The sequence below is a fragment of the Pleurocapsa sp. FMAR1 genome (assembly GCF_963665995.1).
In the GTDB taxonomy this organism is placed as follows: Bacteria; Cyanobacteriota; Cyanobacteriia; order Cyanobacteriales; family Xenococcaceae; genus Waterburya.
This window is the reverse complement of sequence record NZ_OY762512.1, coordinates 3,427,097-3,442,481: the sequence shown is the minus strand read 5'-3', so window position 1 is coordinate 3,442,481 and position 15,385 is coordinate 3,427,097. Positions and strand designations below refer to the sequence as shown.

Below are 15,385 nucleotides of genomic sequence, written 5' to 3'. Positions count from 1 at the left end.
TTTATTTAGCCAAACAGATAAATTAATGAATTCAAATAATTCACAATTAATTATAAAAAAGGCAAAAAGTAAAATTACCTGGACTAATAATACTAATTTAATCATTTTTGCTTTTTCTACAGTTTTTTATGCGAGAATTGTCTGCTCGACTTTTGGTGTTCCTTCAATTGTCACTCAGGCTCACTTTTTGTTTATTCCTGTGGTTTTTTGGATTATCCTGACAACCGCACCCACTAGAGATGTCCAGCAAATTAAACTAGTTTATTCTCTTTTGTCAGGACTATTTTTATTTTTATTGGCGATTGTGACAAGCGCATTCTGGAATGAAACTGGTTTTATCAATGCAGTCGTTAGTTTCATGATGTTGGGAGAGCCAATAATATTTTTAATTGCCATTGTTAGTATTCCTATGTCAGCTAGCTCGTGTTTGAGACTCAAAAAGTGGTTAATGTGGTCGGCTCTAATAAATTTTGTTCTTGCTGCGGTGCAAAAACCCCTAATCGATGCAGACAAACTTTATGCAGAAGGATTTAACGGCACTGATGGCTGTGGTGGCGTTTTTTTTGTCTCTGGGGCAGGTAACTATGTATCAGCTTCAGTATCTTTTGCATTTGCTTTATACTTCTTTAACGACAAAAAAAATCCTCTTTTGATTCGTTTAGCAGCATTGATAGCAGCTTTTTGGCAGCTATTGTTTTCTGATTCTAAGCAGCTCATCTTAGCTTACGTAGTTGCCTGGATACTTTTGATTTTGCTCAATTCTCAAGATCTGAGTAAGACTATTAGATTAATTATCGGCTTATTAATTTTCGGATTAATATTTTTTTGGTGCACCCAAAATTTAGAAGAATTTAGCTCCTTTACAGCTTGGGCGAGACCTGAACTATATAAAACAGATGGCGAGGCTTGGTATGCCAAATTTTATGGTGTACGTTCGATATTAGACAACTTTAAGTCGCCCTTAAATTGGCTTTTTGGTCTCGGTCCGGGTACTACAGTAAGTCGCTTAGGTGCGTGGTTTATAAATGATTACTGGTCTATATTAGGTCCTTTAGGTGCAACGGACAGCTCAATTGGGAAAGATGCACTTAGGTTTGTAGGTAGTTATTGGCTCACGTATAGTTCTAGTTTGTTTAGTCCTATTTTCGGTTGGGCAGGAATTTGGGGAGACTTGGGTTTATTCGGTTTAGGGACATATTTGTTTTTAGCTTATCTAGTTTGGCAGAATTTTGGCTTGGATAATTCTTTAAAAATTACTTTACTTTCTACGTTAGTTTTAGGGTTTATTTTTACTCAAATGGAAGAGCCTGGCTATATGCTTTCCGTCTCTTTAATACTCGGACTAGCATGGCACGATCAAAGATTGAACAAGCAAAGAGTATATCTGCAAGGTCACAACAGATAAGTGAGTTAATTTAATAAAATCGCCAATAATTACTGATATGAGTAATTCAAGTTTATTAAAGCCTAAATTGCGAGTTTTGTTTGTCAGTCATACCTACGTGGTGGGAGTAAATCAGGGGAAACTTGAGGCGATCGCCAATACAAAAGAGGTAGAATTAGCTTTGCTGGCTCCTAATAACTGGAAAGCTTTGGAATGGAATCGCTTTCTAAATTTAGAAACACCTTGTCCTCAAATTCGTATTTACTCAGCACCAGTTTTGTTTACAGGTAGAGTTGGCGCACATTTATATGCACCCTGGAAAATCTGGCAAGTCATCAATGATTTTCAGCCAGACTTAATTCAAGTCGAAGAAGAAATTTTTTCTCTGTGTGCTTTAGAGGTAGCCGTTTTGGCAAAACTTTATCAAAAGCCTATGGTAATTTTTGGTTGGGAAAATCAACAGCGCTCTCTTCTTTTGCCCAGACAATGGATACGTAATTATGTCATGGGCGCAACCAATCTTTATCTTGCAGGAAATCAAGACGGTGCGACAGTAATTAGTAACTGGGGTTACAAAGGAAAAATTGAAGTCATGCCTCAAATGGGAGTAGATACCGATTTATTTGCTCCTAAAATCGTCAACAATAACCAAAATCAACTAAATATTGGTTTTCTGGGCAGATTAGTTCCAGAAAAAGGAATTGATATTTTATTCACTGCTGTCAGCCAATTACGTCAACAAGGTTTGAATTGCCGAATAACTATTTGTGGTTCTGGTTCTAGTGAAACTGACTTGCGACAAATGGCAGCCCAGCGAAAGATAGCGGATGTTGTTACCTGGAAGGGGGCAGTTCGTCATGAAGAAGCCCCTCAAGAAATTGGTCAATTTGATGTTTTGGTGCTTCCTTCCCGTACTGTTGATACTTGGAAAGAACAGTTTGGTCACGTCATTATTGAGGCAATGGCAATGGGTATTCCTGTAGTCGGTTCTGACTGTGGTGAAATTCCTAATGTGATCGCCAATCGCAATCTGATATTTCCTGAAGAAGATGCTACAGCCTTAGCCGTAATTTTGAAGCGAGCGATCGCCGATCTAGATTGGCGACAGGAAATGGGTAAATATGGCATCGAACGAGTGCAAAAATACTATTCTCACGAACGAATTGCTCAAAGATTAATTGATTTGTGGCAAAAGATAATCTCAAATTCAAATTAACTTATGAATAAAGCAAGTAGATTTGTTGGTATCGATCTTTGCCGAGGTTTAGCAGCATTTGCCGTAATTTTGCTACATTCAGGAGATGAGACTTGGGGGATTCCCATAACAGAACAAGCAAGACAATTTAGATATTTATTTTATTTCGCTGTTCCGTTTTTTTTAGCAGCATCTTTTTATTTTTCGACTAAAAAACTACCTCTAAATCTTTCAATTTCTTTTTGGCAAAAAAAATGCAGCGGATTATTGTCCCATATTTGTTTTGGAGTGGTTTTTATTTAATATCCAAATCAATTATTTTTTTGATGAACGATCACACCAGTAAAATTCAGAAGTTATTTTTCGCTCCCTTGGCAATTATTTTATTTGGTGCTGCTTCTTATCATTTATATTTCTTACCTCTGCTAGCTAATAGAACTTTATTATTATGCCTGGCTAACTATTTTAGTCAAAAGCAAAATTCTCTAGCACTATTATCTTTATTTTCTGTATTAAGTATTGTGGTCTATCAATTGTTATTAACATCTAATAATTCTTTTGATCTAGATACTTATACAGCCTTTGACAAAGTATTGGATTCAACATCTGCAACTAGCTGGAATTATTCTATTTTAAGAATTCTTTTAGTAAATTTATCCTGGATTTTAAGATGTTTACCATATTTCTTGATTTCTATACTCCTTAATCGATTTTTATTGCAAAACAATTATAAATGGCTTTATAAACAACAAACTGCTGTATTACTATTTTTTGGCTTTTTGTCTATTAATATTATGGGAGAAAACTTTATCCCTAGTGCAGTAAATGAAATAGCGATCGCTTTTTTATTACTATTATGGGGAATTTCAATTTCTCACTATTTTAAAGATAATAAAAATAATGCTGTAATAACTAATTTAGGCTTATGCTCCTTTGGTATTTATTTAATTCATCCCCTGGTTAAAAGCGTAGTAGAAATCATAATTATTAAGCTAATACCTCCGCTTACCCAAAGTGTTTCTCTAACTTCAATATTGGTTTACTCTGTATCTAGTTTTTTAATTAGTTGGGTCTTGGTTGCAGTTTTGCTAAAAAACAAAGTATTTTCTCAATATATGTAACAATTTTTGGCAATTTTATTAGGCAACTTTTAATCATAGTTTATGGAGTAAATAAATGCACGTAGCAATTGTACGCAGGGAAGCAAAAGTTGCTTTTAGTATGGATGTTTATGCAGATAATTTAGTATCAGAATTAAAAGCACTTCATCCTGAATGGTAAATTATTCAAATAGCACCACAACCTTGGAGTAAAGATTTAGAAAACCTCTGGCATTCTGGTAATCCTTTACGCAAATATTACAAACGGTTTTTAAATCATCCCCGTACAGTGAGTAACCTAGAAGCAGATATATTTCATATCATCGATCATACTAATGGTCAGGTTGCATATTGGTTAAAAAGATTAGGTAAACCAATTATTATTACTCACGATCTATTTCAATATGTGTATCCAGAAATATTAAAAAATCAGTCCCGTTTTCCAGCCTTTAGTATAGCTGCATAGGAATATTCAGTTGAGGGAATTATTGTCGCCGATCGCACTATTGCCGTTTCAACTAATACTGCTCGAGATATTACTAATTATTTAAATATAAACCCCATAAAAGTAACTGTTGTTCCCAATGGAGTTGAATCGCAATTTCGTCAATTATCTATTATCTCCTGAAACAGTAAAAAGTTGGCGACAGCAATATGTTAGTTCTCCAGAAGAAATTTGTATCTTAAATGTTGGTTCAACCCATCAGCGTAAAAATATTATCACTGTATTAAAAGTAGTAAAAGCGATCGCCGAACGCGAAATACCTGTTCGCCTATGGAAAATTGGTGATGACTTTACCATTGAGCAAAAACAGTTTATCCGCGATCGCTCCTTAGATAAACATGTAACTTTTCTCGCCAAGCCCAATCGCGAGGCGTTGATTTGCTTTTATAATGCTGCTAATGTGTTGTTAGCACCTTCACTTTACGAAGGTTTTGGTCTAACCATATTAGAAGGTATGGCTTGCGGTTTACCCGTAATTGCTTCCAATGTCCCATCTTTACCTGAAATAGCTGATGATAGCGCGATTTTAGTCAATCCAACCGATGTTGAAGCCATTGTTCGAGCAATATTGCGTATTCAAAAAGATTATAAGTATCGTCAAGAGTTAGTCAACTAAGGATTAAGAACAGCAAAAAGATTTACCTGGTAAAAAGCTGTAGAAAAAATAGTCGCAGTATACGAGCAGGTAAATGCTACTTAAAAAAAATATTAAAATAATCTAATATTAATTCCAGTTTAAATTTAAACTTTAAACAACAAATATAATCCTAAAAAAATAAGGTAATAAATGATTTAATCATCTAAAATAAAACTTATTAATACAACTCCTGGGTTTTGCTATAAATAGATAAAATCATGCTTGAACAATCCACAAGAGAAAAACTATACAAAGCATTTAATGAAAAAAATGCTGTTCAACGTTACTTTAGTCGCAAACTATTTGTATTTTTAGAAAAGCTCGGATTTCATGTTGTAGGGGATCATTTTTATGAACCAATTCCTAATACCAAATTAATTCAAGCCCAGTATAGCGATCGACCTCGCCTTTGCCATCATATTGATTTCAAATTCGAGCAAGCAGAACAAGAAGCGATCGAGCTTTTAGAGCAATGGGGAAATCACTTTTACAATGCGGTTAGTAGATATGGCTATGATGAAGCTAATTATTATTACAGAGGCTTAGATGCTATCTTACTATATTGTTATATTCGCGAAACAAAGCCGCACTCTATCATAGAAGTTGGACAAGGAATTTCTACTAAGATAATCTTAGCTGCTTTAGAGGACAATTATCAAGAAACCCAGATAAAGCCTAAATTTGTTTCAATCGATCCTTATAGTCGTTTTATATTAGAAGATAAAGAAGTAGTTGGTGTTGAAGTAGAATTGATGCGAATTCCCTTACAAAAAGTTCCTTTGAGCCTTTTTTCTGATCTTAATAAGTCAGATCTACTTTTTATTGATTCTAGTCATATCTACAAGTTTGGCAGTGATGTTGAGTATTTGTTTGAGCAAATATATCCTAATATCGGCAAAGGAGTATCTATACAAATACATGACATTTGTTCGCCCTATCATTACCCATTGAATTGGTTGACTGAAGAAAAAAGATTTTGGAACGAGCAGTACTATTTAGAAAACCTTTTACGTTTTAATCAAGAATTTGAGATTTTGATTCCCGTTTACTATCTCCTAAAAAAATCGAAAACTATTAAGCAAAAATGTAGTACAATTTGTACTTATAAAGATTTTAGTTTGATGGGATATTCTTTTTATATTAAAAGAAAGTCCGAGCAATGATTTGCTGCTTTTAAATAAACCATAAGTTTTTGCAGACCATTTTTATAAAATTAAAATAATTTTGCCAAAAATTTAACATTATTAACATCGTCTTTTATTCGTTTTTTTCCTATGCTTTAATTTATGAAAGTTCTTTTATCCGCTTACTCTTGCGAACCTGGTGTCGGCTGGAATATTGTTCGCGAGGTGGCTAGATATCAGGAAGTTTGGGTTCTGACTAGACCAGATGAAAGCCAAGAAGCGATCGCCGCAGAACTAGCGCGTAACCCTATTGCTAATCTCAAATTTGTTTATTTCACCTTACCCTTTTGGCAAGATAGCCGTAAATGGGGACAATCTGGGGGAATGCAACTTCATTACTACCTATGGCAAATTCAAGCGTATTTTGTAGCACGCAGGCTTCATCATCAAATTGGATTCGATTTAATTCATCATGTTACTTTTGTTAAATATTCAAGTCCTAGCTTTTTGGCACTGCTACCGATACCTTTTATTTGGAAACCATTAGGGGGTGGAGAATTTGCTCCTAGAGCTTTTTGGCAAAAGTTTAGTTCCAAAGCCAAAATTTACGAAGTAGTTAGAAATATAGTTCGTTGGATAGGAGAACAAGATCCATTTGTTCGTTATGCGACTAAAAAAAGTTCGGCAATTCGAGCTACTACTAAAGATACAGCAGAGCGTCTTTACAAACTTGGAGCTAGTCCTGACAAAGTAAAAATTTTATCGCAATTAGGTCTATCAGAAGTAGAAACAATTGAGTTAATAAAATATCAACTTCCCAGCGATTTGCCAATCAAGTTTATTAGTATTGGTAGACTTTTACACTGGAAAGGAAATTAAGTTGCAATGACTATAAATACGATGCAGACTTTTGCTAATCGATATTTCGTTTGTTTATCGCATGCTCCACTAGATCCAATTTCTTGGGATGATTTTGGTGAAGCCCATTTTGCAGTCGATCAGATCTATTTTGGTAAAGTCTTTGAGACAATGGAACGGCAGCTAACTGTTAAAAGAATGACTTTTTACCTGACCTGGAACACCGAACAATTACCGTCTTATGGAGATAATGTGATTGCAATCGTTTTGGGAGATGAGTTTTGTCGCTTTCCATCTTATAGCCATCGAGTACGAGCCGTATTCAAAACCTATAGTATGTCTCCAATAATAGGCTGTAATCTTCTCTTCAAACCTTCTTATCTCAACATCATGACGTTTACGCAGTTCCTGAGGATGTTGATTATTCGTACTCCAGGCTTTTTAAAATATTACTTTTACAAACTCAAAGGTGTAAAGGTAGCACCAATTTACGAAATCCCTATGGGGTATTACAACCAAGAGAATTTACCGATCAAACCTATCGAAAAGCGTCGTTACGATCTTTTTTTTGCAGGAAGTTTGGTTTTAGATTCTTATTCTTTTTGGTCGCGACGAAAATGGTTCAGAAATTCAAAAGATATTGCACGAAAAGAAATGTTATCTTCTATTGAAAACCTGCAAAAAAGATACCCTCAACTTAAGATTGCCGTAGGAACATCTCATCATTTTGGATTGGAAGCAAAAACTAGCAAAGATAATAGAAGCTATTCTGAGAAGTTAATGGATTCCAAAATATGCCTTGCACCTCGTGGCAGCTCATTTGAAACTTTTCGTTTTTTTGAAGGTTTACGATATGGTTGTATTATAGTTGTTGAAGCCTTACCTGATTGTTCTTATTATAAGAATTCTCCTGCAATCAGCTTATTAAGTTGGAGTGAATTGGAATCAAAAATTAAACAACTAATTCAAGACTTGGAGCTAATAAAATCAAAGCATGAAGCATCATTACAATGGTGGCAAGAAAAGTGTTCCGAAGCAACTGTGGGAAGTTATATGGCAAAGCGGATTAATGCCCAAGATTGATCAATATTATTTATACAGCAATGAATCTTAAAACCAGCCTTTTTTCTGTCTTCTGTATTTTTATTGGTTTAACTACTTCCGCTTGTGGAAGTGTTTACGTTGTCGCTCCAGATGGCTCAGACGATAATCCTGGAACTTTAAAAAGTCCTTTTAAAACAGTTCAAAAATGTGCCGATGCAGCTCAACCAGGCACAACCTGCTTGCTAAGAGAGGGGATTTATCGCGAAACTGTAAAACCTAAAATTTCAGGAACATCCACAGAACCCATAACCTTCCAAGCATACAAAAATGAGTCTGCAACAATTTCAGGAACAAATCCCGTCGAAAATTGGAATCGCCACCATGACTCAATTTTTCGCACCAATGTAACTTTACCAGTTGATGGTTATAGCGATACGGGTTTTTTAGCCAATCAAGTTTTTGTTAATGGCAAAATGATGCCCGAAGCTCGGTGGCCCAACAACAAGTATTTGGATCCAATGTTGCCTACACTTGCTGAATGTTGTCTTCAAAGTGAAGTTGGCACTGATGCCATCATCGAAAACAGTGAAATTCCCAATTTGGGTGAAGAATGGAAGGGTGCAACCGTCTGGACTAATGAGTGGTATGTTACTCGAACAGGAACTGTTACTGGTGGTACTCCAGGAAAACTAACTGCAAAAATGACTGCTCCCTGGGAACGAGGGGGTTATTATTTTTATTTAATTGGACGTTTGGGATTACTCGATACTGAAAACGAATGGTTTTATCATGGTGCAGATCAAACTCTTTATCTTTGGGCACCAGGAGGACTTAGCCCTAAAGAAGTGGAAGTTAAACAACGCAACTTTGCCTTCGATTTAAGCGATCAATCTTATATAACCTTAAAGAATTTGGAATTATTCGCCAATACTATTACTACCAGCGATAAAAGTCAGGGTATAGTTATTGACGGAATAAAAGCTAAATATGTATCTCATCATATAACCCTGCCACCACTACCCGAGTCAGAACAAGCACCTGGTTCAGATAGTGCATTGATCGTTGCTTCTCATGCCCATGATACTGGTATCCAGTTGCGAGGACGCGGACATACATTGAAAAACTCAATTGTGGAATGGAGTTCTGGCAATGGTGTACTACTAGAGGGAACCAACCATACTGTGACTAACAATGTTATTGCCAACAGTAATTATATGGTTAGTCAAGCTGCCCCTGTACGAATAAATGGAAATGATCATAAAATTACCCATAACACAATTAAAAGGACTAGTGCTGCTGGGATTCAAGTAGATTGGCATACCTCTGGTTTTGAAGTCAATAATGTCGAAATAGCTTACAATGATATTTCTCACTTTGGTTTGCGCAGCACCGATTTAGGAGCGATTGGAGTTTGTTGCCGTGTCAACCTTGAAGGAGGATCGATTCACCATAATTGGATTCGAGATACTAAAGCCTTTAGTAACGCTTGGGGTACTCGTGGTATTTATTTAGATTTAGAAAGTTTTAATAGTATAATTCACCATAATGTAGTCTGGAATTTAATCTGGGGTAAAGATAACTTTAATTATGTAGCTGGTAGCCCCAGGGGTTATAATCGCGTTTTTAATAATACATTTTTAGGTTCAGTACAGATGGACAGTTCTATTGAAGCTATTAACAATATTTTTGCAGATTCTGAAAATGTGTCTGCTGGTAAGCAATCCAATAACCTGTTTATGAATACCGACCCCTTGTTCGCTCGACCGCCTACAGAAGAGTCAAAATCGATTCCAGACTTCAGCTTAAAGCCAGATTCTCCAGCAGTTGATGCAGGAATTGTCATTCCTGGCATTACAGATGATTTTGCTGGTGATGCTCCTGATATAGGTGCTTATGAAAGAGGTAAACCAGTCTGGAAATCAGGTTCGGATATAGAGTATACCATTGAAGGTGAAGGCAGGTATCGATAAGAAATATGCACGTTTTAATTGCAGCTTTACGTCAACCAATTCATCCAACTTGAGTCTGCCGACATGCGGTAAATCTAGGTCTTTGTTTAGCAGAATAGCCAGAACATTAGCCAAATTAGCTTAGTTATTGGATCTTGGCAACAACATTATTTTAAAACTGCTTTTTCTTTAACCTCTGAGAAAATTAAATTAATTAGCGTCAACATTAAAAATACTTCTAATGCCTGAAATAAATGGTTTTTCTGGAGTTTACTGCAACTAGCTAACGATATTCAACCAGATATTGTTCATCTTTCTTTTTCTTAATGATAATCTAATCTTAGAATTACTACTTCAGTATTTGAAGGAATCGATCAAACTTGAGATTGTGATTCTCCTTTGCATTGAACCAGTCCACTAATACCTCTGCCTCTATAACCCTGATAAAGAAGTTCAAGTCTAGGTGTTCGTATCAAAGCATTGTAATAGGCTCTTTGAAATACTTGATAAATAAATTTATTTACAATTTGGGGGGTCACACCCTTTATACAGAACCCATTTGGTATCTTTTTTTAGGAAAAATCAGTTGTTTCAGAGTTCCTTATTTTGATTTGTTGAACGATAAAATGAGGTTTAAACCAGCTATTTAGAAATATTTCATGTGACAGTTTTTCCAAGAGGCTTATGGTTACGGACAGAGATCTCAAATGGGTTCTATATGCTGTTTACTGCCATGCTAATTGGTTTACAGTGGCACAAAGACAATATTCAGAAAACGGTTCATTAGACTGGTTACTAAACTAAGGGAAGAATACCAAAACATGATGACTCTAATAAAAAAAGACTATCATACAGTATCGGTTTAAGAAATAATCGATCAAATTAATTTGTCAAACGATACTTTTTTGTCTGAAATTTAAAAAAAAACTGAAGCCTACATAGAACAAGAATTACATCAACAGGTAAATAAGTTTTTTATTAAAAATAGACTAGTATTCAGGTAGCTATCTGAAGAGATTACAGTAATCTCAATCTGAGCAAAAACTATCTTTAAAAGCAAAGAAAAAACCTATCTAATAGTTTAGCCAAATTATCACCTTAAGTAACAAACTATGTCAATCAAGCTAATAACTATTTGGAAAAAATTCAGTTATTCAAACTGATTAATAAATAAAATAGCCAAAAAATAATCCAGACTGTAACTTGATAGGATGATAAATAAGTGGAAAAATAAACTAGTAGATTGACTTTTGCACTAATAAATCTGCTTCCTCTATTAATGTACTAATGATGAACATTTGAGGATTATTAAATAAGTTCATGTAATGAATGAAAAAAATTTTTGTTGTAGATACTAATGTCATACTTCACGATCCCACGGCTATTTTACGTTTTGAAGATAACGAAGTAGTATTACCGATCGCCGTTATCGAAGAACTAGATCGCTTTAAAAAACAGCCAGAAATGACTGGTCGTAATGCTAGAGAGGTGTCTCGTACTTTAGATGATTTGCGCCAGCAGGGTCATCTAACTACAGGGGTAAAATTAAGCAACGGGGGGACTTTACGAGTGGCTTTAAGCGATCGCCATACCCTTAAAGAATTACCCCCTGAATTGGATGGTGGTGTTGCAGATAATTCGATTCTGGCAGTGGGGATGCAGTGTAAACAGCGTTGTCAGTGTCCTGTGATAGTAGTTAGCAAAGATACAAATCTGCGGATTAAAGCCGATGCTCTAGGGCTAAATGCGGAAGACTATGAAACCGACAAAGTAGATGTAGATGAGCTTTATACTGGTAGTACTGAAGTACTAGTAAATTCAGAACAAATTGGTGAATTTTTTCAAGCTGGCTCAATTACTTTGAAAGGAGAATTTTTGCCCAATCAAGACATTACGCTAGTAGATAATACCAATCCTTCCCACACAGCATTAGGAATGGTAGAAGGCAAAAGTAATAAGATTATTCATCTAGCTGCTTTACCTAAGTTAGGGGTATCGCGGATTCAACCCCGCAACCGAGAACAAAGATTTGCCCTAAATTTACTCTTACAGGATTCGATTAAACTAGTTACTCTAGTAGGCAGGGCAGGAACGGGAAAAACTTTATTGGCGATCGCAGCAGGTCTACAAAAGGTCGCCGACGAAAAACTCTATACCCGTTTGCTGATCTCGCGTCCAGTCGTACCCATGGGAAAAGATATTGGCTTTCTGCCTGGAGACATCAACGAAAAGCTTACTCCCTGGATGCAGCCTCTTTACGATAATTTTGACCTCATATTTGGTACACAAGAAACTGCTGTCAAGGCTGGACACTGGCGCAGAGGACACGAAGAATTAATTGAAATGGGCATATTGCAGATTGAACCTTTAACCTATATTCGTGGACGCACTATTCCCCAGCAGTTTTTAATCATTGACGAAGCTCAAAACCTGACTCCTCATGAGGTGAAAACTATTATTACTCGTGCAGGAGAAGGAACTAAGGTAGTCCTGACTGGCGACCCCGATCAGATAGATAATCCCTATGTTGATGCTGCTAGTAATGGGCTAACCTATGTTGTCGAAAGATTTAAATATGAACCTCTAGCTGGTCACATTACTTTAACCAAAGGAGAGCGATCGAGTTTGGCAGAGAGAGCAACCGCTCTACTCTAAAATCGGTTTTGGCTGAGTTGATTAAAAGTTGGGGTAGCTCTAGGCTTTAAGCTATATGCTCTAAGCCTTTAAACTACCTTTTAAAACTAGTAATTAGCATTATGAATTGGGAGGGTAAACTTAGTTTTGCAGCTTCAGCAAAATGTTTTGCACCTGTTGATAAAAATCTCCTTGACTATCGTAATAAGTTTTTAACTCATTAAAACGATTAATGCTGAGATTGTTCTGTTGCACAATTTGCTGAGATTGACTGCAATAGCGATCGGCAATTTGGCGTATAGTCGAATTCAAATTTGTCAAGGTTTCTTCTTGGTCACAAGCTATGTTTGGCGGTGGCTGGTTAATTTTAGTTTTAATTTCTTTGTAGACTTGTCTTCTAAGTAACTCCACCTGATATCCTGCTTTGGCATAGTTTGTTGTTTCTTCAGGGGTAAACTCTTGAGCATAAGCCTGATTAGAAAAAGAGATAGAAGGCGATCGCCATCCGTTATCGTTTTTATAACTCCCAGATATTTCAGGAGCAACGCCACTTATTAGGCTAATAGTGGCTAGTAAACTACTGCTAACAATACGAATATATATTTTATTTAATTTAGATAAACTAAAGTCAATATTTAGCATAATCAAGAACAAATACTAGTACCAAAAAGATTGCTATTTAACTGGAGTTAATTTCTGGGAGATAAGTTCCTGTTTTAGCAATTATTAAACTAAAAATTTAGACAGAGCATCAATAGTTGCGTAATTTCACGCTTTTTAAACATGAGCCTTACTCCAGAAAAAAAGAGCGTGCCGTCTTTGCTGGCTTGATAGATTCGCTTTTGGAGCTTGATTTAATCAAAAGAAAAACCGCGACTGAAAAATAAATCAATCGCAGTTAATAAAGTTCAAATTTTCAGCAAATAGCTGAAAGTAGCAATGTTTAAGCTGAATTTTGATTCGATTTCAAATCAGCTTAAGGGATGGAACAATAAGTCTGGAAAAAAACGATTAAATTCGATTAAAAGCCCTGCTGTAACAGTTAGCAAAGCCATAATTAAAACTGGGGCAGTGGAAAGAAACTTTTGTAAGTTTCCCATAATATCCTCCATTCAAACAGTAAATAAAGTGTGATCTAGCGGGGCGAAACGGTAATTTCCGATTTGTCGGCAAACATTTTGCCACTGGTAATTTCACCAAATGCCAGTAAAGGCCAGGTGGCTGCTGCTAACATTTTGCTGATAGCTAAGGGAACGTTAATTACAATTTCTTGCATTTCTGAGTTCTTTTCTTCTCTAACAGCGATTACGTAAGAGCGACCAGCCCAACCAATCCAACCAGCGATATACAAAAATAAAACACTAGGGATAAAGAAATCTCCCATGTGTGACCAGCGACCATCTACGATTAAATGGGGATAGCCTTCGGGTCCACAAAGAGCTTCAGCATAACGCTCGGCTCTAATTTGACCAGAATTAGGATCAGCGGTAGTGTTGCGGAAATTTTTAGCTTTTTTTATGTAAGCAGCATTTTCTCCACAGGGAGTCAAATTTGCTACTTCATCAGCATTCGCCGTAGGTGCAAAACCAAACCAAAGCGTAAATACTAATATTAAAGCAAACAACCTTCTCATGAATATGTTTCCTTTTGTGACAGATAATAATTGTGTATGTGTATGAGCGTAAAGATATCTCTTATACGCTAACTAATCTTACTTTCGGTAACAGACTGTAATTTACCTAAACGTTGATTAACGCTTAGATAGGTTTTTCCTGATTACGAACGTTAAAGATTAGGCGAACAAATTTGTTCTTGTAAATCAACTTATCAAAGGATGGCAACAATTTTAGCGATCGAAACAAGTTGTGACGAAACTGCGGTGGCTATCGTCAAGAATCGTCAAGTTTTAAGTAGTATTGTTTCTTCTCAGATCGAATTACACCGAACTTATGGTGGTGTTGTACCTGAATTAGCTTCTCGGCAACACCTTGAGATTATTAACCCCTGTATTGCTCAGGCAATGTCAGAAGCGAGATTAGATTGGCAAGATATAGATGCGATCGCATCTACCTGTACCCCTGGTCTAGTGGGAGCGTTGCTGGTAGGAGTAGCAGCAGCAAAAACCTTGTCAATGATTCACAATAAGCCTTTTTTAGGGGTACATCACTTGGAAGGGCATATTTATGCCTCTTACCTAGCTCAACCAGAATTAGAGCCACCTTTTTTGTGCCTGTTAGTTTCTGGGGGACATACCAGCAGTATTCACGTCAAAGATTATGGAGAATATAAGCTCCTTGGTTCAAGCAGAGATGATGCAGCAGGAGAAGCATTTGATAAGGTAGCGAGGTTATTAGACCTAGGATATCCAGGTGGACCAATAATCGATCGCTTGGCAAAAAAAGGCAACCCGAAAGCATTCAAATTACCAGAAGGCAGAATTTCTTTACCAGAAGGGGGTTATCATCCCTATGACTTTAGCTTTAGCGGATTAAAGACAGCAGTTTTGAGGCTAGTAGAAAAATTAAAAGCCGAAGGGGAAGTTCCTGTAGCAGATATTGCAGCTAGTTTTCAGCATACTGTCGCTCAAGTTTTGACCAAACGCAGCGTACAATGCGCCCTAGATCACAATCTAGATACTATTACCATTGGCGGTGGTGTGGCTGCAAATAGTGGTTTGAGAAAGTATTTAACAGAAGCAGCAGCCAAGCATCAGTTAAAAGTATATTTTCCTCCCTTAAAATTTTGTACAGATAATGCAGCAATGATTGGTTGTGCAGCAGCAGAGCATTTTAATCTGGGACACAGATCTAGATTAAATTTAAATGTTCAGTCACGTATGGCTATTTCCAAGGTAATGGAGCTATACGAAGTGTAAAGTGGCTCACTTTTCACTCTTAATCTTGTGATGTGTATAATTGCTGGTGCGATCGCTATTAGAAAACTTCGCACTGCCGA

The 15,385-nt window shown here is 36.4% G+C and carries 16 protein-coding genes and 1 pseudogene; 14 read left to right on the top strand and 3 right to left on the bottom strand.

From position 1 onward, the window contains the following. Positions 1-25: 25 nt before the first annotated feature. The 13 genes and pseudogenes from SLP02_RS16755 (at position 26) to SLP02_RS16700 (ending at position 12,451) form a co-directional block, all read left to right on the top strand. Positions 26-1,405 carry a hypothetical protein gene (locus SLP02_RS16755; protein ID WP_319421883.1) on the top strand — a complete coding sequence of 460 codons (1,380 nt, stop codon included), beginning with the start codon at positions 26-28 and terminating at the stop codon, positions 1,403-1,405. A 37-nt stretch (positions 1,406-1,442) separates the two neighbouring features. Next, entirely contained in the window at positions 1,443-2,600 is a 1,158-nt protein-coding gene (locus SLP02_RS16750; RefSeq protein WP_319421881.1) for a glycosyltransferase, read from the top strand. Positions 2,601-2,603: 3 nt separating this feature from the next. Then, positions 2,604-2,882: a hypothetical protein gene (locus SLP02_RS16745; protein WP_319421880.1), complete on the top strand. Its 279-nt coding sequence runs from the start codon at positions 2,604-2,606 to the stop codon at positions 2,880-2,882. Next, the gene (locus tag SLP02_RS16740; RefSeq protein ID WP_319421879.1) at positions 2,834-3,700 is read left to right on the top strand and encodes an acyltransferase family protein; all 867 of its coding nucleotides are present in this window, start codon (positions 2,834-2,836) and stop codon (positions 3,698-3,700) included. The genes SLP02_RS16745 and SLP02_RS16740 overlap by 49 nt, the downstream gene beginning before the upstream one ends. 268 nt (positions 3,701-3,968) lie before the next feature. After that, positions 3,969-4,145, top strand: coding sequence for a hypothetical protein (locus tag SLP02_RS16735; protein ID WP_319421878.1), 177 nt, complete (start codon positions 3,969-3,971; stop codon positions 4,143-4,145). An 18-nt stretch (positions 4,146-4,163) separates the two neighbouring features. After that, complete coding sequence (locus SLP02_RS26755) at positions 4,164-4,307, top strand: glycosyltransferase family 4 protein (RefSeq protein WP_413467393.1); 144 nt, start codon at positions 4,164-4,166, stop codon at positions 4,305-4,307. Next, positions 4,264-4,800 (top strand): glycosyltransferase, encoded by a 537-nt coding sequence (locus tag SLP02_RS16730; protein WP_319421877.1) that lies wholly within the window; start codon positions 4,264-4,266, stop codon positions 4,798-4,800. The genes SLP02_RS26755 and SLP02_RS16730 overlap by 44 nt, the downstream gene beginning before the upstream one ends. 239 nt (positions 4,801-5,039) lie before the next feature. Then, positions 5,040-5,984 carry a class I SAM-dependent methyltransferase gene (locus tag SLP02_RS16725; protein WP_319421876.1) on the top strand — a complete coding sequence of 315 codons (945 nt, stop codon included), beginning with the start codon at positions 5,040-5,042 and terminating at the stop codon, positions 5,982-5,984. Between the two features lie 123 nt (positions 5,985-6,107). Continuing rightward, positions 6,108-6,818: pseudogene (locus SLP02_RS16720) on the top strand (glycosyltransferase family 1 protein); the annotation flags it as partial. Positions 6,819-6,830: 12 nt separating this feature from the next. Further along, positions 6,831-7,886, top strand: a complete 1,056-nt coding sequence (locus SLP02_RS16715; protein WP_319421874.1) for a glycosyltransferase family 47 protein — start codon at positions 6,831-6,833, stop codon at positions 7,884-7,886. A gap of 20 nt (positions 7,887-7,906) precedes the next feature. Continuing rightward, positions 7,907-9,817: a right-handed parallel beta-helix repeat-containing protein gene (locus tag SLP02_RS16710; protein WP_319421873.1), complete on the top strand. Its 1,911-nt coding sequence runs from the start codon at positions 7,907-7,909 to the stop codon at positions 9,815-9,817. A 640-nt stretch (positions 9,818-10,457) separates the two neighbouring features. Further along, positions 10,458-10,583, top strand: a complete 126-nt coding sequence (locus SLP02_RS16705; RefSeq protein ID WP_319421871.1) for a hypothetical protein — start codon at positions 10,458-10,460, stop codon at positions 10,581-10,583. 542 nt (positions 10,584-11,125) lie between these two features. After that, on the top strand, positions 11,126-12,451 hold the full coding sequence (locus tag SLP02_RS16700; RefSeq protein WP_319421870.1) for a PhoH family protein: 1,326 nt from the start codon (positions 11,126-11,128) through the stop codon (positions 12,449-12,451). Between the two features lie 120 nt (positions 12,452-12,571). Here the strand turns inward: SLP02_RS16700 and SLP02_RS16695 are convergent, their stop codons facing one another. The 3 genes from SLP02_RS16695 to SLP02_RS16685 form a co-directional block, all read right to left on the bottom strand. Then, the gene (locus SLP02_RS16695; protein ID WP_319421868.1) at positions 12,572-13,072 is read right to left on the bottom strand and encodes a DUF4168 domain-containing protein; all 501 of its coding nucleotides are present in this window, start codon (positions 13,070-13,072) and stop codon (positions 12,572-12,574) included. 329 nt (positions 13,073-13,401) lie between these two features. Next, positions 13,402-13,530: a photosystem I reaction center subunit IX gene (gene psaJ / locus SLP02_RS16690; protein WP_319421866.1), complete on the bottom strand. Its 129-nt coding sequence runs from the start codon at positions 13,528-13,530 to the stop codon at positions 13,402-13,404. 35 nt (positions 13,531-13,565) lie between these two features. Next, complete coding sequence (locus tag SLP02_RS16685; RefSeq protein WP_319421865.1) at positions 13,566-14,063, bottom strand: Photosystem I reaction center subunit III; 498 nt, start codon at positions 14,061-14,063, stop codon at positions 13,566-13,568. 201 nt (positions 14,064-14,264) lie between these two features. Here SLP02_RS16685 and tsaD point away from each other — a divergent pair, with 201 nt between their 5' ends. After that, positions 14,265-15,305, top strand: a complete 1,041-nt coding sequence (gene tsaD / locus SLP02_RS16680) for a tRNA (adenosine(37)-N6)-threonylcarbamoyltransferase complex transferase subunit TsaD (protein ID WP_319421863.1) — start codon at positions 14,265-14,267, stop codon at positions 15,303-15,305. Positions 15,306-15,385: the final 80 nt, after the last annotated feature.